The sequence below is a fragment of the Enterococcus malodoratus genome (assembly GCF_027659535.1).
GTDB classification, from domain to species: Bacteria; Bacillota; Bacilli; order Lactobacillales; family Enterococcaceae; genus Enterococcus_A; species Enterococcus_A malodoratus.
Map to the genome: position 1 here is coordinate 92,676 of NZ_JAQDPG010000004.1, position 18,327 is coordinate 111,002.

Sequence of the window (18,327 nt, forward strand, 5' to 3'; positions counted from 1 at the left end):
CAAAAGAATCATTTCCGCGGCTGCTGTATTTCCACAGTCTAAGGGAAAACAGACGTTACGTCAATCTCTCGAAAAAAGGCTGAGTCAAAATTATTCGTTGATTTATCAAGGTTTTCCCTACTTTTTTACCGCTAAATATTCATTGAGATTATTTTTCTGAAAAATTTTAGGTTTAAAAAGATGTTGACATCGCTTTCATTAAATTCTATACTTTGGGTGTTGCTGGAGACCAGAGAGAAGTAACGCTTACTTAAGCGTTGCTTCTTTTTTGTTTTTTGTAAAACAATTCACAAGCAGGAGGGTGTTATATGAACAAACAAGCAGTTAAAAAATGGGGAACATTATTGCTATTATCGGCCGGCGCTGGGATTATCTTTCAGCTTCCTTACATTCGGGAGACGTTTTATGTTCCGATCCAAAAGGCGATGGATCTGACCAACGCACAAATGGGGATGCTTTCATCGGGTTATGCCACTATGGCGACATTTTCTTACTTTGTCGGCGGGATCGTTGCCGATAAATTCTCAGCTCGCAAGTTGCTGACCTTTTCATTCTTGATTACGGGTGTCTTGGGCTTTTGGTTTTCAACTTTCCCGGGCTTCCAAATCAGCCGATTGATTTTCGTTTTAATGGGGGTTTCGACCATCATCACCTACTGGTCTGCCGCGATTAAAGCTACTCGGATGTTGGGCGACAGCTCAGAACAAGGACGTTTATTCGGTTGGCAAGAAGGATTGCGCGGACTTTTGAACGCGTTGCTGGTATTCGGGATGACATTCGTTTACAGTCGTTTCTCAAATGAAGTTTTAGGTACAACTTGGGCTATTCGCGTATGTGCGATCGCTGTTATCATTATTGGTATTTTAAATTGGTTTGTTATTGAAGACACTGCAGCAGAAACTCATACAGAGCCTCTATCAAAAGTTGCTATCGGAATGTTTAAGACCTTGAAAATGCCGCGTACTTGGGTATTGGTCGCAATCGTATTCTTCGCTTATAGTATTTACGGTATTTTAGGATACATCAACACTTACGCCATCAATGTTTATGGATTATCTGTCGCAGGCGGAACCACACTTGGCGGGATGCGTTATTTAGTTCAGGCGGCCGGCGGAATCATCGGCGGGATTATTGCTGATAAATTAGGTTCGCGACTTCGCGTAATTATCGGCGGTGCTGCTTTACTGACACTTTGTTTTGCCGGCTTCTTAGTTTTACCGGTTGGCGCTGGCTTATTGACCGCTGTAATAGCGAACTTTATCTTCGGATTGTTCTTTATCTACGTAGTACGCAGTCAATACTTCGCGATTATTGATGACGCTGGCTTCCCAGTTGAAATGACCGGTCGTGTATCTGGGATCGTTTCATGTTTAGGCTACTTGCCAGATGTTTTCATGTATACAATGATCGGCGGCTGGTTAGACGCAAATCCTGGTAAAGCCGGCTTCAACATGATGTTCATGTATGCCATTGCAATGGGGATTGGCTGTATCGTCTTCTCATTGGTTCTTACTATGATCATCAAAAAAGCCAAAGCTTCAGGTACCGCTACAGCTGAAATAGATTAAGCAAAAAGAAAGTTTCATCCCTTTAAATTCGAGGGACGAAACTTTCTTTTTATTTTTCCGGTACATCTAAAAATTCGCCGTGCATATTCTCGTAATGTTTAACGCTTAAGGTCTCAAAAATCGCGATAACCGGGTGTTCGTAATTCAAGCCTTTTTGAAACTCATTCAGTTGAGCAGCTAATTTCTTATACTCAACTAATTCTTCAACAAATAGATAGCCTTTCAACGAAACACTCTCATGTTTTTCTTTGTCGAAACAAAAAAGACTGCCGATTCGATTATGACGAATGTTTTCTGCCGTACGTCCCTCACCATTGATATAGAATTTGAAATAGTAGAAGCCATTTCGTTCCAGCGGCGGGGAAACTGCGATCGCATGAGGAAACTCGCGATTGTCCATTGTGATCAACATAAATGTATCGGCATTAGCCAACAATGTTTCCATGTTTTTATCCATTTTTAAACTCCTCCGATCCTTAGTTTTTTTCATCTTCTTCTGGTACATAAAGCGGCACAAAATCGGCCAGAAATTCCACGGTTAACGGTAATGCCGGACCCTTATCCCCATCAATTCGGGAATAGATCTTTTTGTCTGTCAGCGGTTTTAACTCCAACTTGCTCGTCTCTAAATAAGTCATTGCATCTGAATCTTTTAGCCGACCAGTAAAAACAAAGCGGAGAAGCTGAAGTAATTTCCGAAAGCGCATATTATGCAAAATGCTGACATGCAGGTCGTCAAGATCTGAATCTACATACTCTCTTCCGCCAATCGAATGCGTGGTCGTAGATAAGGCAAACCAAACTTTCAGTTTCTCATGATAATCGTCTGCCGTAATTTCTACAGGATAAGAAGTATCTTTCCCAATTTGTTTGAGCGCCTTCAAAGGATAAACGATCAAACCAAATTTCCGTTTTTCACTTTGACGAACCTCATTTGAAATATCCGCAAATGAGCCAAAAGTAAAGGAGCTAATGACCGCCTTTTGTCGATCTTGGCAGGCCGCGATTCCCACCTTGCGCTGATGACCAGCAATGATCACATCCATTGCGGCCTCCTCATCCATTGGCAAATGCCACCGTTTTGCGAAATTATTTATGGTCCCTCCTGGGATAATTCCAAGCGGCAATGACTTTCCTGCTTGAACAAATGCCGTCCCTACGATATTCAGCGAACCATCGCCGCCAATCGCTACGATACCGTCGTGATCATCCAAAGCACTCTTGACTTCTTCGATTGCCTGATCAGGATCAGGTGCGGTCAAAAAATCGGCCGAATGTCCGGCTTGTTCAAATTTTTCACGCATTTTCTTGGCTAATTCTTCTGCATCGCCATCTCCAGCATTAGGATTAAAAAAAATTCCATAACGCATCTGTTTCACCCTCATTCATTTGTCGTTCAAAATTGATTTCAAGTGCGAAATCTCTTGTTCTTTTCCCCTTCACCTTATCATTTTTAATCTAAAAAAACAGTTTTAACGAACTAAATTCCTAGAAATTAATTGCTTTTGCTTTTTTTCTAAAAAAAACCTGCTATGATAAAGCAAAGAAAGGGCTGAGAAAATGTTTGAACCAACCAAAACACGCCGCAGCGATGTCCCTTTTGACGTCGTTCCTGAGCATATGCAGCAAGAAATTTGGCATATGATTTTTATCCGTCCCATGAAGGGCTTGCCGCTTACTTCACCACAACGTTTTCACTTTTTCAAAAACAAAATGGCTCGAACACTGAGTGTCGTGTATTCACAAAATGATCCTTATTTTTCCGATGGAATCACAGCACCATATGTCGAAGCCTACGATGAGGTGGAATTTCCTAAAGTCATGTATGTCTATGATGACGGGAACGAATTACTCATGACTTTAGACGAAAAAATCGTCTGACTTTACCGGTCAGACGATTTTTGTGTATTTATTTTACTACCATGACATTACATGGCGCCTGATTTACCACATAGGCGGTTGTCGAACCAACGAGCAGCAAGGATAATGCCCCTAAACCGGTGGCTCCCATAACGATCAAATCTATCTCAAGTTTTTCGGCCAGCTCTACGATTTCCCGCTTAGGATTTCCCGCGATGATCTGCGAAGTCAAATGAACTTCCTGTTCCTCGGCGATTCGATGATGCTCCAGCTCTGTGATGATTTTCTGGGCTTTTTCGTGGACTTCCTGCATCAATGGAATCGAATTTCCTCCGGTCGTTCCGCTAAAACTAGCCGTGTCGATCACTGTTGCCAAGGTCAGCTTGCCGTTATTTCTCTTCGCGATATTGATCGCTTCATCAAACGCTTTTTTGGATTGTTCAGAACCATCTACTGCTACTAAAATATTTTTATATTCATCAACCATTTTTGCCGCCCCTTTCACCCCTAGTTTATCATTCCAGCAATCACAGGAAAAATGAAAACAAACGTTTCTCCTCGTTTTTTTAATTTTGGAATCATTAAAACTGCTTTAAGGAAGGTTGGATAAATTGTCCTTTTCTGATTAAGATGCTAAACTTTCTTCAACAAACGGGTAAGGAGATTCCGAGATGAACAAAATACAACGAAGAAAAGCCCATCTCATCATTCACAGTGCTGCGTCGGCTGCCGCAGGAGTCGGTGCCGGGATGGCTCAACTGCCATTTCCAGATGCGACCGTCTTGCTGCCGATCCAAACCGCCATGGTGATCGCTTTGGGCAAAGTTTTTCATATCAAACTTGAAGAAGGCGCCGCAAAAGCCTTAGCGACACAATTTTTAGCACAAAAAGCAGGTCAAATGACTGCACGCTTCTTAGCTGGAAAGCTTCCAGTTGCCGGCAACATCGTCAACGGCTCTACCGCTGCGGCTATTACTGAAAGCTATGGCTGGATGATCGCCAGAGAATTCGGCGAAGAGTACGAGAAAAAGGTCAAAGTATAATAATTTTTTAATAAAACATACGTATTCTTTCAAATTCCCAGCCGCTTCGCTATACTTATAGTCGTGGATGAACTTGGTGTTTTACTCGTTCAGTGATGTAGTCCGCATTTAAGATAGAGGTGCTGGTTCGATTCCAGCCGTCCACACTTGGATAGTAAAACACGGCTGTGAAATTCGCAGCCGTGTTTTTTTGATCTTCCCTGCTTTACTTCTCTCCTCCATTGCGGTAGCATTCCAGTTGGTGACAGATTTTCCTGTCAGAATCACTGAATAAAAAGGATTTTTACTATGAAAAAAATTTACGAATGGCTTTACCGCCAGCCAAGACACATCATCTATCGACTTATTTTTGCTTTTTGCATCCTATTCTGGATTATTGTCTATTTCATTTTAAAGATATTGCTGTAAAGGAACTGTCCAATTACTTGGAGGTTTCTTTTTTTGTTTTTTGCGTACTTTAATTCGAAAAGTTTTTTAGCTTGCCGCTTTACTTTTCGAACAAATGTTCGTATAATGATTTTGAGGTGATGACCATGTCTATGATTAGTCCAGATTCTGTTGAAATTTTCTATCGAACCTATGATTCCCTAGTGAAGGATTCACTGCCGCTAGCTTTATTTTTGAACCAAATTACCGCAAAAATGGATGCTGAAGATCGTGATTATTTTGTTATCCCTGCCAAAAAGACCGGTCGCAAAAAGGATATTTATTTTCAGTTTGAACGCAAAAACAATGAACTCGTTTTCAAAGGCATCCACACGAGGAGGAAGTCCGATGGAATCACTTAAAGGAACCGTTACAAAACTAAAAATTGTTCAATTTTCACAGCAGCCCTTAGTCTATTTCCAACTTGCCGATACCAATTGCTTGATTGCCGCTCACTCGCTGAACTTTCTAGCGGATGTAGAAAATGGCATGAAGATCGTTGTTTTAGGCAAACGAAATACCCGCGGACAATTGATCGTAGCCAAGTACGCGGTATTGGGCAAAACCAAACTCATGAACGATTTTCAAACCTATCAGACGGCAAGCTAAAAGCCAGCACACGTGTGCTGGCTAATTTTTTTATCGAACAACCATCACGTTACAAGGCGCATTATTGACAACATAAGCTGTCGTCGATCCTAATAGTAATCGTGAAAAGGTCCCCGTTCCAGTGGCACCCATCAAAATCAAATCAATCTTTTCCTCTTCGGCATAAGCAACAATTTGGGCTTTCGGATTGCCATCGTCAATAATGGATGTAAAGGAAATATCGTCTGGAAGTAATTCCTCCAAGGAACCAACAACCGCGCTAGCAGCTTTATAGGCTTGCTTGACGATGTGATCCACGGCGTAAGGTTCGGCCCCCAAATGATTGGTGTCGGATACGATCAAAATATACAAATGTGCATCGTTTCTGCGGGTGACTTCGACTGCTTCTTGAAATGCTCGGCGTGCCTGCTCGGATGAATCTACTGCAACAAGTATCTTTTTGTATGACTCTTTCATAATAAGACCTCCTTTTTTCCATTGTAACTAACTATCAATACCTTTGTACAGCAGATATAAAAAACGCTTTCTTTTTTCAAAAATAAAAAAGCACCTTGATCACCAAGGTGCTTAAAGGGGATGCTAGTCAAATAAAACTAGCTAAGAAAGATTGAGAGAGGTCTTCCTCATATTCATATTTTAACAGATTTCTTCTTCTTTTTGGCGATTTTACGAATTGTTTTTTTAACATTTTCAAATTTATTCTGAATGTTACTAAACATTTACCTTCTATCAAAGTGTTCGTTTTTCATAATTATGGTGAATTAAAATTATTAAAATGATTATTTTCCTGTATATACAACCATCTATGGCCTAAAAAAATATCCCTGCAGCATTTTGCTACAAGGAAATGATCATTTCAGTTTGATATACTTTTCACAAACAGATATAAAAAAATTAGATCTTCACGTATTCTAATTCAAATCCTTTGGTTCCATTCTTCATGGCCACTTGGTACGCAGTAGATAAAGTTTTCATCGTTGTCGGATCTAGCGCTAATTTTACGAAATTTGGCAGATCCAGCGTTTCGATCGGCAAATCAGCATTCGCTTCTTGCTGTGTGGCTAATGGTTGCAGCATTTCAGCAAAACCGCCTGTGATTGAAATATTTTGTTTCTCGCACCGAATAGCATCTCTTAATTCCATTGGATTCGCAACTACTTTTTTCATTCCCATCACCTCTTCTTTTTTTGATCATAGCACAGCATTTAATAGAAATCAACGATTTTGTGAACTAAAACACAAATTTTATTTTACCTCATTTCTGTTATACTTTGTAAAAAGGAGCGAAACTCATGGATAAGTATCAGCAACGAAAACAACGCGGATGGGTTGAAACCAGCGATTTATTGGCCTATAAAGATAAATTCCTAAGTGAATTGAACTTCATGCTCACTGCTGAAGACGCACGTGAACGGACCATTGCTGTCCAACTATTGCCGCTCGATTGTGAGTTAACGAACATCCTGTTGAACTCACTGGCTAATGAATCAGCCCTTTATACCCGGTTAGCCATTATGGAAAAGTTGGAGCACGGGGATCAAGCGACGGCTCAGAAAATGATTCCCTTCCTCGCATCCATCGGTAACAATCAGCACCATTCACCGACTAGCCCGTCCAAGAAAAAAAGCTTTCCGCTGCCGCGGGATTTGATTGCCCGTTCCTTGGGACGGATGAATCCGAAGATTTTTTCAATACTACTTGAAAGTGCGCAGCGGCTGCCGCTCTCACAATTAAGTGAGCTAATTGATGCAATCGGTTATATGGCCTTCTATCATCCAGAAGTATCCACGACAGAGAATTTTCATCAGCTTCTTGAAATTCAGAAGCTTTACCGTGATAAGCCATTGATTCAATGGAAGCTTTTGATTTGTTTTTCTGCGTTTCCTCAGAGCGTGGACTTTTTATTACAAGAAAAACAATTTGTGTCCGAAGCCCAGCGCTCATTGAAATTACTAGCGGCAAAAGAGGATTGAGTCAGGGCTCAATCCTCGGTTACTAAGCATAATGTTGAATAATTTGATACAACGCTTCGGCTGCGCCTACTCCGCTTTTTTCATCGTAGTACTGAGTGAAGCGTTCATCGTTCAGATACATCTCACTCAACCCTTTATGGGCTTCACCAGAATACTTTTCCCAACTAAACTGCAACCATAATTTATGTAGAGAAAATATCTCTTCTGCTAACGAACTAGGAAGTTCTCCTTCTTGCAGATATCGTGTTAATCGATTAAGCAACTCTTTTTCAATTTCTTCCATTTTTTGATAATCGAATTCGGTCATCTCTTGCCATTTTTGATTGGAGGATTCAACTGCCTCTTCCCCGTACTGCTCTCGAATTTCTTTTCCATATTTGGCTTCATTTTCAGCTAATTTTTCCTTTTTGAATGCCGCAAACTTCTCTTTATTTGTCATCTCAATCTCTCCTTTGTAATAAAGTAATGTATCATCGAGGACTTGCAGCAGGCGATCCAACTCTTGACGTTTCTGTTCTAGTTGGAGTCTTTGCTGTACCAGCGTCTCTTGAATTTTATCCTCCGGACGATCTATTAACTCCTTGATCGTTTTTAAGGGCAGCCCCATTGAACGATATAATAAAATTTGCTGCAGGCGGTCCACTTCCTTTTCAGTATACATCCGATATCCCACATCACTTAAAAAGGCCGGCTTCAACAGCGATTGCTCATCGTAAAATCGCAGCGTTCGCGTCGTAACACCTGAAATTTCAGCAATTTGTTTAATTGTGTACTCCATTTTGATCCCCTCTATTTCGTACTATAGGATTCTCTTAAAAATCCGAGAATTCTTTTGTTTTTATCCTTCTACTAATTCATTAAAGAAGTAAAACTGGCATCCTGACAAAATTATCTTACACCTTAACGCAACGTTAAGGTCAAGGAAAAGCCAGCAATTCGCTGCTGGCGTCTGCTTCCCCTCTTTACTTGACAACCATCACGTTGCACGGCGCATTATTGACTACATAAGCTGTGGTAGAACCCACTAGCATACGTTCAACGGCACCTTTTCCCGTGGCTCCCATATAAATCAGATCGATTTTATATGTTTCCGGTAAATCAAAGCAAAGCACTTTTTTAGGACTTCCTACACACGTTACCATCTGCTTGTTGTAGTAGTCGATCCCAGCAAATTCTTCCTCTAATAATTTGATCGCAGCCTCCTTTTCCTCCTCAATAATCTGGGACACAGGTGTCGCACTATTGATCAAAAATCCACTACTGTTAACGACTTGCGCAATGTACAGCCGAGCATTATTTCTGCGTGCGGCTTCAACTGCCTCCATCAACGCTTGATGTGCTTGCGGCGACCCATCAACTGCGGCTAGAATATTGTAATAACGTTCATTCATTGAGTCCTGCCCCCTTTTTTATTCCAGTATAACAAGTAGGAGCTATTTTTCAGTAAAAACCCTTTTAAATAAACGAATATAACGATTTTGGATTTTATCTTAAGACAATAAAAAACCACAGCAAAATAAATCTCTGTGGTTAAAACGATCTAATTCTTTTCCAAATATAATGACTGTTGATCCGACTCCTGATAGATTTCCTTTAAATCAGACCAATCGACTTCGCGGTTTTGATAACCATAGGGATCATTGACATAAGCGATATTATTCGCACGATCAAACCCTGTAATAACCGCGGAATGAATCAATGGTGTAACATACGTGCTGCCTTGATCCGTCTCCCAAAGCAAATAATCCTCATCTTTCGGTACTTGAAAATCTACCGTCGCAACAATCCAGACGGGTTTCCCGCTAGCCACGACATCCATAATTTTTTCGAAGGATGTTTTTTTACTCGCAACAACGCGGTAATCCTCCCCGACATATTCTTCCGCCAGCTTCGCGATTGGTTCAACACCAACACCCATCGCTTCATCACCGCCAGTAATATCCCCAACAAAACCTAATTGAGGGTCTCCGTGGTTGCCGGATTCCGTATACAGCGGCTGATAATCTAATTCGTCAGCCAGTTCATTTTTATTCGTATCATAGCCATAATAACGCAACAGCATTGACAGAGCCGTCACTTCGCAGCCATTCTCTAATGCATCATCCTCAAACTGATCCTCTAAAGGAACATCTAAGATCACTTTATTTTCTTGTGGCGGCTGACCGATTAATTCCGTCAGCTCCTTCTTACCTTGAGTAAAATAAATGATCCCGCCGATCGCCACAACGAGCACTAGCAGTAAAACAATTCTTTTTTTCTTCATTCCATCACCTAACATTTATTAGCACATGGGGAATTATACAATCTATTAGAAAATGCATCAAAGAAAATCCTGAAATCCACTAGATATTTAAGCTATTTTAACGTTTTTTTCGGCTTAGCGGGAAAACATTAATTATTCGCTAAAGTTCAGTATTTTTTACAGCGTTTACAAACTTTTTGTTAGTAAACACTCATGATTTATGTTATATTAATACATGGAATTTCGTTATCAACGTAATAGTTGCCTTTCGTCACACTAAGAAAGGAGAATGATTATGACATTCGATAACACAAACATGCAATACCGTGTCACATTGAACACTGATTTAAATCTTTTTATCGTTTTCGACAAAAAGGACAAAAATCATGTAGCAACTGGCGTAACGATTGAAAAAGCGGTACAAGAATTGCAAAAAACGAAATAAGGATCAGAAATGCTGACCTTAAAACGAAAATAGGAGTGACTCCTCAATGAAAGACGCGAAGTTGCGTTAAGAGCACCTGCTGTGAATCCACGGTAGGTGCCTTTTTTTGACTTTAAGCAGATCCGCTGTTATGATCGATAAAATAATTTTTTGGAGGTGCTGCTAATGAATACGTTTACTTATAAAATTGATGACCACTTGTCTCTAGCCTTCCCTCACCTTGAAGCGGCAGAAAAACTTTTTTCTCTGCTGGAGTCAGATCGGCCGCATCTTGAAGCTTTTATTGATGTCTTCGCGGAAACAAGAACTTCGGATGATGAAAAAAATTTTATTAAGACCAAGCTTCACGGTTACGCTGAAGGAACCGATTATCTCTTTTTCATCCTTCTCGATCAAACGCTTTGCGGATGTATCGACATTCATACAATCGATAAAAAAGTTGGCAAAGGGGAAATCGGTTATTGGCTGCATTCTTCTTATACAAGTCGTGGAATTATCTCAAAAAGTGTTCAAGCAATTTGCAATCTCGCATTCAACGAATTCGGCTTGAATAAATTATCGATCTTTGTGGATGTCGAAAACCTTCCGAGTAACCGGGTGGCGCAAAAATGCGGCTTCAGCTTAACCAGTATCGAACAGCAAGATGCGCTTCTTTATGGCAAATTGCGGGACATGAATCATTACACCTTATTGAAAGAACAATACGAAAAAGGTTTTGACGAATAAGTTCACTCGTCAAAACCTTTTTTATCTCACTACCATGACATTGCATGGTGCATGATTGACTATATAACCACTCGTGGAACCAACTAGCAACCGCTGGAAACGGCCCTTCCCAGTCGCACCTACATAAATCAAATCGATGTCATATTGCTGCGGCAATTCTTCCGTCAATGCTTTTTTGGGGTTCCCGATATATTGAATGACCTCCATATTAGGATAACGGCCGCGTTCACTTAACTTTTCTAAATATTGCTTTGCCCGCTGAGATTCTTCGGCCAAAATCGTGTCCATTGGTTGCGCACTATTTAATAGAATACTCGAATCATCAATCACTTGAACAACATACAGCTTAGCATCATTTCGTCTTGCTGCGCCAATCGCTTCGAAAAAAGCCCCTTCCGATTGATCGGACCCATCAACGGCCACCATAATATTTTTATATCTGCTGATCATAGTATCTACTCCTCATTCCAAGTTTTAATAACGTACACAGTAACAGCGTCACTCCAATTAACGGATAACCGTCACACTGCAAGGCGCGTGATTCACAACATAGGCTGCGGTCGAGCCGATTCTGGATAGGCGAATCTCGCCTTTTCCTGTAGCACCAAGAAAGATCATGTCTATTTCATTGTCTTTTGCAAATTCCACAATTTTCTCTTTTGGACTGCCCAGCTCCACAAAGGGTTCAACATTGTCTAATTCTTTGCGAGATGCGTCATGAACTTTTTTCAACATCTCTTTTTCAATTTGTTCTTTTTCTGCTGCATAAATTTTACTGAAAGAAAAGGCACTCGTGGATAGTTCACTGTCATTAATGATTGAAATAACATTCAGTTTGGCATCATAACGTTTGGCTGCTTCAACGGCTTCATCAAAAGCATGCTCTGAATGTTCAGACCCGTCGATTGCTACTAAAATATTTTGGTATTTACGAATCATTGTAACCGCCTCCTTAATTAAATTATAAAGGAAAATAAGCTTTCTGTGAAACGAAATCAACTTTTCTTTTAATAACGAACATACCTCGAAAAAATCGCGACTTCGTCCAACCGTGTGTAAATGAAGTCATTCCGTTGGAAAATTTCCATTAAATTGTTTCGTTCTCTCACTATTATTCCTCTAGCAAAAGCGATCTTATGATAAAATTCAACATTCAGATTTCACGAATCATTTACTTTTCTCTGAGCATTTTTCTTGTATCTCTTTTAGCTATCCGTTATGGTAACAGTAGTTCATTTGTTTATCCGAGTTCCTTCCCAGGACTCCAGCCGTCGTTGCCCTGCGACGGCTTTTTTTGAGCATAAAATTTGCAAAGAAAGCCTTTTCCTATTATAGTAAAAACGGGTATTACCCATCCTTTATAGAATTTGTTTTTTCACTTGCGGACCGTTGCCTTTTTTGGACGGTCTTTTTTTCTTTCGTTTCTGTGTTAAACTGAATATGTTTACACACAAGTGCAATTGGAGGAACAAAAATGTATAAAGCCAGCTTAAAAAATATCCTTACCCGCAAGGAAGAATGTACAATGAATCTTTCTTTGATCCCTCAAGTAGGCGACACTTTACAATTGAGAGAGCCAAACAAATTTTTATTGGTACATGGGATTACACATATTATTGAAAACGAGTCCATCGAATTTGAGATCTTTGTCGAACCGATCGACCGTACGTATTGGATGAATGAAATTTAACGAAAGTGGGGAATAAAAATGATCGCACACAAAAGAGATGCACTCCATGTAGTTTAGGCAAAAAAAAATTACATGGAGGAATCACAATGAAAAATATTTATGATAACGAGAAATTTTTTGAAAGCTACAGTCAAATGGACCGCAGTCAAAAAGGACTAGATGGCGCCGGAGAATGGCAAACACTGGAAAAATTGTTGCCGGATTTCAAAGAAAAACGGGTATTGGATCTAGGATGCGGCTACGGTTGGCACTGTTTATATGCAGCAGAACACGGTGCAGCTTCAGTTGTAGGCGTAGATCTGTCCGAAAAGATGCTGGAAGTCGCGCGCCAAAAAAATACCTTTGACACAATCAGTTATCTTCAAGCCAGTATCGATGACGTAACTTTTGAACCAAACAGCTTTGATATCGTCATCAGTTCCTTAGCAATCCATTATATTGCCGACTTTGAAAAATCAGCGAAAAAAATCGCCCACTGGTTAACAGCAGGCGGTCAACTAATCTTCTCAGTCGAACATCCGATCTTTACCGCGGAGGGCTCCCAAGATTGGTTTTATAATGAAGAAGGAAAAATCGCTCACTTTCCCGTTGATAACTATTTTTACGAAGGACAGCGAACCGCCCACTTTCTCGGCAGCAACGTCACAAAATATCATCGGACCCTAACTACTTATTTAGATTCCCTGCTAACCAACGGTTTTCAGATCACGCGCATCGTCGAACCGATGCCACCGGAAAACATGCTGGATATCCCGGGAATGAAAGATGAGATGCGCCGACCAATGATGCTGATCGTTGCGGCGGAGAAGAAGCAATCGTCTAATTTCAATAAGAAAAGCCACTTCAAATTGAAGTGGCTTTTCTTATTAAGAACCTGCATTAATCGCTTGATCCAAACGAACTAACCAAGCTTCTGAACTACCTGATAAATCAATATTCGGCATATACTTCCCAGTGTTTTCATGATAAATACGATTCAAAATCGTAGCGCAGTCTGCGTCAGGCAAATTATGACGCTTTTGTCCGTCAAACCAACTGATTCCTTTTTTACTACCTTGTCCAATCGTAATAAGTGCTTGCATTTCAATTCCTCCTTGACTTGTTGTATTTGCTTCATTTTTAAATTGGTCATACCAATATTGCGCCTGTGTTGCTCGAGCTGGTTGATTGGGGTTTGCCGGATGTTCATAAAACGCAATGAAATATTCAGCCGCTCTTCTTACATCCGTCAGCTTTGTGAAATCTCGAAATGATATATAACTTAGATCTGGTCTTTGTGGATTACTAAACCATTGAATGCCATTTTCCATCTCATATTGAATACGCTGGCACTGAGCATCTACCGTTTTATAATTCATACCTAACCCATTACACCAATTTATTAATTTTGACCCCGGCGTCCATTGAACTAATCCATAACCGCCATCACCAGACCAGATATCAGGATTTAGACTACTTTCACTTTGAATATTTCCTAATATTCCAGCCACAGATTGTTTGGTCCATCCTCGAGATACTAAAAAATCCCAAACTTGTTTCGCTACTTCTCTTTGTCCCAATATATTCCTCTCCTTTCTTTTCTATGCTTTAGCATTAATGGCTTGATCTAATCGTACTAACCATGCCTCATCAGTACCCTTCAACTTGATTGCTGGCATATCCTTGCCATTGTTTTCTCTATAAATTCGATTCAAAATTTCCTGACAATCCTTATTAGGAAGATTGTGTCTTCGCTTTCCATCAAACCAGGAGATTCCATTATTCATTTCAATGAAACATTGCGGCTGAACATCCCCTTTAGCAGCTCCGCCTCCAGAAGCATTCCCACCTTTTAATCGATAATAATAAACGGGAGGACCGCCTAACCAACCGGCCGCCGCAGTCGTAACAATTCCATTAACACCATAAGGTAAATACTTGGTAGCATGAATAATCGTTTGATTATCAAGAAAAATCCCTGTATGTCCGTTGTTTCCTATTGAAGATCCCTTAGGTCCTGATACAAAAATATCTCCTCTGCCCACTTGCTCTTGCGAAATCGGCTGCAAAAGACTACCTTCCAGTCCATAGAGCGTCTCAGTATTGCCATAATTTCCACCGCTATTATCCAAAAAACCACCGGCCCTTAACGCAGAAATAACCGCTGCTGAACAATCATAACGCGGTGGATTGCCTGTTCCCCATGGTCTGACTTGTTCATAAATAACCTTGCCTTCATGATCCTTCATCCATTGAATCATTTTATTAATGTCGCCCATTAATAAATCCCTCCTTCTTCATATATTTATCTTTATTTCGTACCGCTTTTTAAACCGTATTCGTTGGTAGCATATCCTGTCGCCAACAACAAACCCACAGAGCACTGACTCCCCTATTTGTTTGAAATAGCTGCTCCTAAAACCGGCCTCAAGGAAGCGATATAAATAGTACATTTCTTTATTCAATAATCGTGTTAGTTTTTACGTCTTCGTTAATCAGAATCAACGTACAACTTGCCTTGTCGCCAAAATATTCCTCAAATCCTCATTCATGTTCTCCTACTCGTTCATTTATACGATTGACCGTTGTCTCAATTCTCTCTACCTGCTTGAGTGATTCTGTCAAATCATCGATCGTGTTTAAATAGCGTTCTTCTCGCGCATTATTTTGTTTCATCACCCACACTAAGAGAAATACAAAAAGCACTGGAAATCCGATGCTTTCAGGATTATTGAGAAAGGTTGAGATAAAGTTATCCATGCTTCACCAGCTTTCCTGAATTTATTCGTTTATTTTATTACTGACCTTCTAACACATTCAGAAGAACAATTTGAACCAATAAATGATTTCGTAATTCTCTATCAACGCTGAAAAACACTCCATTAAACATTCAAAAATAGAAAAACCACCTGCCAAAAATCCTTCTGAACTATCAAAGACACTACTTTCACTCCACCACAAACATAATTTTTATGTTTTCCCGCCCAAACTCAAAACAAGCACTCGTTTACTCATCCGTTTCATTCCTTTCTGTTTGATCTATCTACACTATATACGAACGTATGTTTGTTTTGTTGCCAAAAAAAAGACATCAAATTCCTAGATGTTCCGCTAATTCTTCAAAAAAGGCATCGCGCAGGCGAATCACTTGGCGTTTGCTTAAATAGATTTGATCAGCCACCAAGTCTAGATTGACCTTCTGTTTGTTGTTCATGTAAAGCAGTTCAATGATCTCTCTGGTTTCCGCAGTCGCGTTGTCTAAGCACAGTGAAATGATCTTGCGGTTTCGTTCCAAATTAATCAGCTGACGATCTAAAGAAATAGAAATCAATAGTTTTTTATTTTTCGTATTCGCATACGCATGCTGCTGGGTTTCTTTCGTATGAAAGAGCAATTTTTCTTTTCTTTCTAAATAGTAATCCTCCATCTTAGGGTAATCTTTCAGAATTCCTTTTAAATAGTCTTTCTTCCATTTTTCCATAAGCTCTCCTCCTTAAAATAACAGCTGCTTGAATTAGCAAGAAATAGTGAAATTATTTTTAATACTAAATTCCCTATTATAGGTATTCGAAATCTTTTTTATGAATTAATGGTAATACATTTCGCGTACTCTGTAAATTGTTTTGTCGACATATTGTCTGTTTTTTATGGAAATTAGTATACTATTCGTGTTACTATGAAACTGAAGGGAGTGTTCCTATGTTTGCACAACAATTAAAAAAGCTTAGAAAAAAAACACCTCACCTTACCCAGTTGGACATGGCAAAAAATTTAGGGATTGCCAAAATCACGTATGCCTCCTATGAACAAGGCAAACGAACACCTGATATAGAAACGCAAAATAAAATTGCCGATTTCTTTCATGTCTCTTTAGATTATTTACATGGTCGCACGCAAAAGAATGCTTTTTCGACCAAACAGATGACCGTGGCCGCGCATATTGATGATGAAGTGACTGAAGAACAAATGGAAGATATTCTGAATTATATTGACTTTATTAAGCAGAAACACGCAAAGAAGGATTGAGTGAATGGATAAAGCAGAAAAATTAATGGCTGATTTTCAAGGAATCAACTATGTTTTCGATCCTTCTATGCCAGATGGCCAAAAAGGATTGTATATTGATAACCATGTCTATTTGAATCCTCGTCAAACCTCTGAAGAGTTGACCGATACCGTTGCTGAGGAAATCGCACATTACTTAACGAGTTCAGGTGATATCATCAGTCAAGATACAAAGGAAAAACGAAAACAAGAACAAAAAGCCCGTGATTTAGGATCGACTTTGATCGTCACTCCTCAAGACATTATCCACTGCTACAAAGAACGCTTCACAAATGTCTGGGAATGCGCCGATTATTTAGGAATCACAAAGCATTCCTTTGAGCATGCGGTTAAGGTCTATGCAAAAATGTATGAAGACGGTCTTTCCTATAAAAATTACCGAATCATTTTTCGGGCTGACGGAACGATTGGGGTTTACGATTTTTTTGAATAATTGAATGCAAAAACGACTTTGGCTTACTACGCCAAAGTCGTTTTATTTTTTCTAAATTTATTCTACCTTCTCAAAAGTGATCTTTTTAATCTTCACTGGATCTGAAACAGGTGCGTCATCGTCGTCTGTTTCTTGATCTGTTATTTTCTTCATGACATCCATGCCTTCATAAACCTGTCCTAGCACCGTATATCGGCCGTCTAATTCCGGTAATCCACCGATTTCTTTATATTTTTCTTCTACATTCCCTGGTAAAGCCAGAATCGGTAATTGTTCTTCATCGATCTTCGTATTTTGCACGATATAGAACTGGTTGCCATTCGTATGGGGACCATTATTTCCAAGGCATAGCGCTCCGTCAAAATTGTACAGACCTTTATTTACTTCATCCTCATAGAAGCCGTCATAGATTGATTTTGATTCATCGCCAGATCCATCGAGTGCACCGCCTTGAATTACAAAATCTTTGATAACACGGGCAAACGGTGTTCCATCATAGAAGCCTTCCTTAGAAAGCTGAATCCAATTCTTCACCGCTTTGGGTGCTTCATCTGGGAATAGACGCATCTTAATAGTTCCCGCATCCGTGTCCATGACACAGACCTCTTCACCTTTACTCGGTTTTTCCAGCTGCTTCAAATCGATATCCGAAACATCAATTCCCGTGTCTTTCCAAAGGATATCGTAGATCTGCCACTTCACACCGTCTTTGTCGCCCAGACGTGCCATATTCAATAGAACACTGTATTCTGTTACCTTTTTCTTGTCAGTAACCTTAAACTTATACTCCAGAATTGCCCGCAAATCATTGTAATCATCATCCGCTTTTACTTTGTAAAATTGATCAAATTTGGTGTACACATACTCTACTTTCTTCCCAGCAAACTTGTCAAAATAATCAGTGATTTTCTTCTGATCCTTTTTCGAGATATCGCTGACGATCTCACTTTTGATGCTTTTTTTGTCTGTCAGCTTTTTCGAAAATTTCTCAAATTGCTCTTTAATTTCAGTCTCATCCCAATGACGGCCAATCAATTCGTCTACCGTCTCTTCTTTTGAATAATCATGAACTTTGCTCTTCGCCTCTGCCACACTTGCCAACCCCAGCATGCTGCTCCCTAAAACAAGCACCACACCTAAACGAACAAACCCTTTTCTCAGCTTCATAACAGTCCTCCTTGATTATATTTGTAACCGATTACATTTTACCTTTAAAACATCTCTTTTTAAGTTATTTTTTATCATTCTCACACAATTCTCATTTAAAC

Annotated in this window: 26 protein-coding genes and 1 pseudogene; 12 read left to right on the forward strand and 15 right to left on the reverse strand. The window is 39.8% G+C overall.

The features are described 5' to 3' along the window. The first annotated feature begins 308 nt into the window (after positions 1 to 308). On the forward strand, positions 309 to 1,568 hold the full coding sequence (locus PGP85_RS08050; protein WP_010741643.1) for an MFS transporter: 1,260 nt from the start codon (positions 309 to 311) through the stop codon (positions 1,566 to 1,568). Positions 1,569 to 1,617: 49 nt separating this feature from the next. Here the strand turns inward: PGP85_RS08050 and PGP85_RS08055 are convergent, their stop codons facing one another. Both PGP85_RS08055 and PGP85_RS08060 read right to left on the reverse strand, forming a co-directional pair. Further along, positions 1,618 to 2,025 carry a pyridoxamine 5'-phosphate oxidase family protein gene (locus PGP85_RS08055; protein WP_010741642.1) on the reverse strand — a complete coding sequence of 136 codons (408 nt, stop codon included), beginning with the start codon at positions 2,023 to 2,025 and terminating at the stop codon, positions 1,618 to 1,620. A gap of 19 nt (positions 2,026 to 2,044) precedes the next feature. Next, on the reverse strand, positions 2,045 to 2,938 hold the full coding sequence (locus PGP85_RS08060) for a diacylglycerol/lipid kinase family protein (RefSeq protein ID WP_010741641.1): 894 nt from the start codon (positions 2,936 to 2,938) through the stop codon (positions 2,045 to 2,047). Between the two features lie 190 nt (positions 2,939 to 3,128). Here PGP85_RS08060 and PGP85_RS08065 point away from each other — a divergent pair, with 190 nt between their 5' ends. Next, the gene (locus tag PGP85_RS08065) at positions 3,129 to 3,449 is read left to right on the forward strand and encodes a DUF960 family protein (RefSeq protein ID WP_010741640.1); all 321 of its coding nucleotides are present in this window, start codon (positions 3,129 to 3,131) and stop codon (positions 3,447 to 3,449) included. A gap of 28 nt (positions 3,450 to 3,477) precedes the next feature. Here PGP85_RS08065 and PGP85_RS08070 read toward each other — a convergent pair whose 3' ends face one another. Continuing rightward, positions 3,478 to 3,915: a universal stress protein gene (locus tag PGP85_RS08070; protein WP_010741639.1), complete on the reverse strand. Its 438-nt coding sequence runs from the start codon at positions 3,913 to 3,915 to the stop codon at positions 3,478 to 3,480. Positions 3,916 to 4,099: 184 nt separating this feature from the next. Between PGP85_RS08070 and PGP85_RS08075 the strand changes: the two genes are divergently transcribed. From PGP85_RS08075 to PGP85_RS08085, 3 genes are all read left to right on the forward strand, one after another. Beyond that, a complete protein-coding gene (locus PGP85_RS08075) occupies positions 4,100 to 4,471 on the forward strand; it encodes a hypothetical protein (protein WP_010741638.1) in 372 nt (123 codons plus the stop codon). A gap of 533 nt (positions 4,472 to 5,004) precedes the next feature. Next, on the forward strand, positions 5,005 to 5,259 hold the full coding sequence (locus PGP85_RS08080) for a DUF5960 family protein (RefSeq protein ID WP_010741637.1): 255 nt from the start codon (positions 5,005 to 5,007) through the stop codon (positions 5,257 to 5,259). Further along, on the forward strand, positions 5,246 to 5,506 hold the full coding sequence (locus tag PGP85_RS08085) for a hypothetical protein (protein ID WP_010741636.1): 261 nt from the start codon (positions 5,246 to 5,248) through the stop codon (positions 5,504 to 5,506). The genes PGP85_RS08080 and PGP85_RS08085 overlap by 14 nt, the downstream gene beginning before the upstream one ends. A 30-nt stretch (positions 5,507 to 5,536) precedes the next feature. Here the strand turns inward: PGP85_RS08085 and PGP85_RS08090 are convergent, their stop codons facing one another. Beyond that, entirely contained in the window at positions 5,537 to 5,962 is a 426-nt protein-coding gene (locus PGP85_RS08090; protein WP_010741635.1) for a universal stress protein, read from the reverse strand. A gap of 438 nt (positions 5,963 to 6,400) precedes the next feature. After that, positions 6,401 to 6,673 (reverse strand): hypothetical protein, encoded by a 273-nt coding sequence (locus tag PGP85_RS08095; protein ID WP_010741634.1) that lies wholly within the window; start codon positions 6,671 to 6,673, stop codon positions 6,401 to 6,403. 125 nt (positions 6,674 to 6,798) lie between these two features. Between PGP85_RS08095 and PGP85_RS08100 the strand changes: the two genes are divergently transcribed. After that, a complete protein-coding gene (locus tag PGP85_RS08100) occupies positions 6,799 to 7,479 on the forward strand; it encodes a hypothetical protein (protein ID WP_010741633.1) in 681 nt (226 codons plus the stop codon). Positions 7,480 to 7,501: 22 nt separating this feature from the next. On the opposite strand, the gene PGP85_RS08105 is transcribed toward PGP85_RS08100, so the two are convergent. The 3 genes from PGP85_RS08105 to PGP85_RS08115 all read right to left on the reverse strand — a co-directional run bounded on the left by PGP85_RS08105 (position 7,502) and on the right by PGP85_RS08115 (position 9,742). Further along, positions 7,502 to 8,257, reverse strand: a complete 756-nt coding sequence (locus tag PGP85_RS08105) for a MerR family transcriptional regulator (RefSeq protein ID WP_010741632.1) — start codon at positions 8,255 to 8,257, stop codon at positions 7,502 to 7,504. Positions 8,258 to 8,441: 184 nt separating this feature from the next. Further along, the gene (locus PGP85_RS08110; protein ID WP_010741631.1) at positions 8,442 to 8,870 is read right to left on the reverse strand and encodes a universal stress protein; all 429 of its coding nucleotides are present in this window, start codon (positions 8,868 to 8,870) and stop codon (positions 8,442 to 8,444) included. 149 nt (positions 8,871 to 9,019) lie between these two features. Beyond that, positions 9,020 to 9,742, reverse strand: a complete 723-nt coding sequence (locus PGP85_RS08115) for a C39 family peptidase (RefSeq protein ID WP_010741630.1) — start codon at positions 9,740 to 9,742, stop codon at positions 9,020 to 9,022. Between the two features lie 274 nt (positions 9,743 to 10,016). On the opposite strand from PGP85_RS08115, the gene PGP85_RS08120 reads away from it, so the two are divergent. Together PGP85_RS08120 and PGP85_RS08125 are read left to right on the forward strand one after the other, a co-directional pair. Continuing rightward, a complete protein-coding gene (locus PGP85_RS08120) occupies positions 10,017 to 10,166 on the forward strand; it encodes a hypothetical protein (protein WP_010741629.1) in 150 nt (49 codons plus the stop codon). Between the two features lie 165 nt (positions 10,167 to 10,331). Continuing rightward, positions 10,332 to 10,892: a GNAT family N-acetyltransferase gene (locus PGP85_RS08125; protein ID WP_270326993.1), complete on the forward strand. Its 561-nt coding sequence runs from the start codon at positions 10,332 to 10,334 to the stop codon at positions 10,890 to 10,892. 21 nt (positions 10,893 to 10,913) lie between these two features. Here the strand turns inward: PGP85_RS08125 and PGP85_RS08130 are convergent, their stop codons facing one another. Then, positions 10,914 to 11,342 carry a universal stress protein gene (locus tag PGP85_RS08130; protein WP_010741627.1) on the reverse strand — a complete coding sequence of 143 codons (429 nt, stop codon included), beginning with the start codon at positions 11,340 to 11,342 and terminating at the stop codon, positions 10,914 to 10,916. A gap of 57 nt (positions 11,343 to 11,399) precedes the next feature. After that, positions 11,400 to 11,831 carry a universal stress protein gene (locus PGP85_RS08135; protein ID WP_010741626.1) on the reverse strand — a complete coding sequence of 144 codons (432 nt, stop codon included), beginning with the start codon at positions 11,829 to 11,831 and terminating at the stop codon, positions 11,400 to 11,402. A 535-nt stretch (positions 11,832 to 12,366) separates the two neighbouring features. On the opposite strand from PGP85_RS08135, the gene PGP85_RS08140 reads away from it, so the two are divergent. Next, positions 12,367 to 12,582 carry a hypothetical protein gene (locus PGP85_RS08140; RefSeq protein WP_010741625.1) on the forward strand — a complete coding sequence of 72 codons (216 nt, stop codon included), beginning with the start codon at positions 12,367 to 12,369 and terminating at the stop codon, positions 12,580 to 12,582. 86 nt (positions 12,583 to 12,668) lie between these two features. After that, positions 12,669 to 13,394 (forward strand): annotated as a pseudogene (locus PGP85_RS08145) (class I SAM-dependent methyltransferase); the annotation flags it as partial. A gap of 54 nt (positions 13,395 to 13,448) precedes the next feature. On the opposite strand, the gene PGP85_RS08150 reads toward PGP85_RS08145, so the two are convergent. From PGP85_RS08150 to PGP85_RS08165, 4 genes are all read right to left on the reverse strand, one after another. Beyond that, on the reverse strand, positions 13,449 to 14,141 hold the full coding sequence (locus PGP85_RS08150; RefSeq protein ID WP_010741623.1) for a phage tail tip lysozyme: 693 nt from the start codon (positions 14,139 to 14,141) through the stop codon (positions 13,449 to 13,451). Between the two features lie 21 nt (positions 14,142 to 14,162). After that, positions 14,163 to 14,840, reverse strand: coding sequence for a peptidoglycan amidohydrolase family protein (locus PGP85_RS08155; RefSeq protein WP_270326996.1), 678 nt, complete (start codon positions 14,838 to 14,840; stop codon positions 14,163 to 14,165). 265 nt (positions 14,841 to 15,105) lie between these two features. Beyond that, complete coding sequence (locus PGP85_RS08160; protein WP_010741621.1) at positions 15,106 to 15,321, reverse strand: BhlA/UviB family holin-like peptide; 216 nt, start codon at positions 15,319 to 15,321, stop codon at positions 15,106 to 15,108. A gap of 331 nt (positions 15,322 to 15,652) precedes the next feature. After that, positions 15,653 to 16,042 (reverse strand): RinA family phage transcriptional regulator, encoded by a 390-nt coding sequence (locus PGP85_RS08165; RefSeq protein WP_010741620.1) that lies wholly within the window; start codon positions 16,040 to 16,042, stop codon positions 15,653 to 15,655. Between the two features lie 218 nt (positions 16,043 to 16,260). Between PGP85_RS08165 and PGP85_RS08170 the strand changes: the two genes are divergently transcribed. After that, a complete protein-coding gene (locus PGP85_RS08170; RefSeq protein WP_270326998.1) occupies positions 16,261 to 16,587 on the forward strand; it encodes a helix-turn-helix domain-containing protein in 327 nt (108 codons plus the stop codon). A 4-nt stretch (positions 16,588 to 16,591) separates the two neighbouring features. Continuing rightward, positions 16,592 to 17,059, forward strand: coding sequence for an ImmA/IrrE family metallo-endopeptidase (locus PGP85_RS08175; protein ID WP_010741618.1), 468 nt, complete (start codon positions 16,592 to 16,594; stop codon positions 17,057 to 17,059). A 57-nt stretch (positions 17,060 to 17,116) separates the two neighbouring features. Here PGP85_RS08175 and PGP85_RS08180 read toward each other — a convergent pair whose 3' ends face one another. Next, the gene (locus PGP85_RS08180; RefSeq protein ID WP_270327001.1) at positions 17,117 to 18,226 is read right to left on the reverse strand and encodes a peptidylprolyl isomerase; all 1,110 of its coding nucleotides are present in this window, start codon (positions 18,224 to 18,226) and stop codon (positions 17,117 to 17,119) included. Positions 18,227 to 18,327: the final 101 nt, after the last annotated feature.

What these genes read in the sequence shown, in the direction of transcription:
- PGP85_RS08050 (WP_010741643.1), top strand. Translation starts at nt 309, where the DNA reads ATGAACAAACAAGCAGTTAAAAAATGGGGAACATTATTGCTATTATCG.
- PGP85_RS08055 (WP_010741642.1), bottom strand. Translation starts at nt 2,025, where the DNA reads ATGGATAAAAACATGGAAACATTGTTGGCTAATGCCGATACATTTATG.
- PGP85_RS08060 (WP_010741641.1), bottom strand. Translation starts at nt 2,938, where the DNA reads ATGCGTTATGGAATTTTTTTTAATCCTAATGCTGGAGATGGCGATGCA.
- PGP85_RS08065 (WP_010741640.1), top strand. Translation starts at nt 3,129, where the DNA reads ATGTTTGAACCAACCAAAACACGCCGCAGCGATGTCCCTTTTGACGTC.
- PGP85_RS08070 (WP_010741639.1), bottom strand. Translation starts at nt 3,915, where the DNA reads ATGGTTGATGAATATAAAAATATTTTAGTAGCAGTAGATGGTTCTGAA.
- PGP85_RS08075 (WP_010741638.1), top strand. Translation starts at nt 4,100, where the DNA reads ATGAACAAAATACAACGAAGAAAAGCCCATCTCATCATTCACAGTGCT.
- PGP85_RS08080 (WP_010741637.1), top strand. Translation starts at nt 5,005, where the DNA reads ATGTCTATGATTAGTCCAGATTCTGTTGAAATTTTCTATCGAACCTAT.
- PGP85_RS08085 (WP_010741636.1), top strand. Translation starts at nt 5,246, where the DNA reads ATGGAATCACTTAAAGGAACCGTTACAAAACTAAAAATTGTTCAATTT.
- PGP85_RS08090 (WP_010741635.1), bottom strand. Translation starts at nt 5,962, where the DNA reads ATGAAAGAGTCATACAAAAAGATACTTGTTGCAGTAGATTCATCCGAG.
- PGP85_RS08095 (WP_010741634.1), bottom strand. Translation starts at nt 6,673, where the DNA reads ATGAAAAAAGTAGTTGCGAATCCAATGGAATTAAGAGATGCTATTCGG.
- PGP85_RS08100 (WP_010741633.1), top strand. Translation starts at nt 6,799, where the DNA reads ATGGATAAGTATCAGCAACGAAAACAACGCGGATGGGTTGAAACCAGC.
- PGP85_RS08105 (WP_010741632.1), bottom strand. Translation starts at nt 8,257, where the DNA reads ATGGAGTACACAATTAAACAAATTGCTGAAATTTCAGGTGTTACGACG.
- PGP85_RS08110 (WP_010741631.1), bottom strand. Translation starts at nt 8,870, where the DNA reads ATGAATGAACGTTATTACAATATTCTAGCCGCAGTTGATGGGTCGCCG.
- PGP85_RS08115 (WP_010741630.1), bottom strand. Translation starts at nt 9,742, where the DNA reads ATGAAGAAAAAAAGAATTGTTTTACTGCTAGTGCTCGTTGTGGCGATC.
- PGP85_RS08120 (WP_010741629.1), top strand. Translation starts at nt 10,017, where the DNA reads ATGACATTCGATAACACAAACATGCAATACCGTGTCACATTGAACACT.
- PGP85_RS08125 (WP_270326993.1), top strand. Translation starts at nt 10,332, where the DNA reads ATGAATACGTTTACTTATAAAATTGATGACCACTTGTCTCTAGCCTTC.
- PGP85_RS08130 (WP_010741627.1), bottom strand. Translation starts at nt 11,342, where the DNA reads ATGATCAGCAGATATAAAAATATTATGGTGGCCGTTGATGGGTCCGAT.
- PGP85_RS08135 (WP_010741626.1), bottom strand. Translation starts at nt 11,831, where the DNA reads ATGATTCGTAAATACCAAAATATTTTAGTAGCAATCGACGGGTCTGAA.
- PGP85_RS08140 (WP_010741625.1), top strand. Translation starts at nt 12,367, where the DNA reads ATGTATAAAGCCAGCTTAAAAAATATCCTTACCCGCAAGGAAGAATGT.
- PGP85_RS08155 (WP_270326996.1), bottom strand. Translation starts at nt 14,840, where the DNA reads ATGGGCGACATTAATAAAATGATTCAATGGATGAAGGATCATGAAGGC.
- PGP85_RS08160 (WP_010741621.1), bottom strand. Translation starts at nt 15,321, where the DNA reads ATGGATAACTTTATCTCAACCTTTCTCAATAATCCTGAAAGCATCGGA.
- PGP85_RS08165 (WP_010741620.1), bottom strand. Translation starts at nt 16,042, where the DNA reads ATGGAAAAATGGAAGAAAGACTATTTAAAAGGAATTCTGAAAGATTAC.
- PGP85_RS08170 (WP_270326998.1), top strand. Translation starts at nt 16,261, where the DNA reads ATGTTTGCACAACAATTAAAAAAGCTTAGAAAAAAAACACCTCACCTT.
- PGP85_RS08175 (WP_010741618.1), top strand. Translation starts at nt 16,592, where the DNA reads ATGGATAAAGCAGAAAAATTAATGGCTGATTTTCAAGGAATCAACTAT.
- PGP85_RS08180 (WP_270327001.1), bottom strand. Translation starts at nt 18,226, where the DNA reads ATGAAGCTGAGAAAAGGGTTTGTTCGTTTAGGTGTGGTGCTTGTTTTA.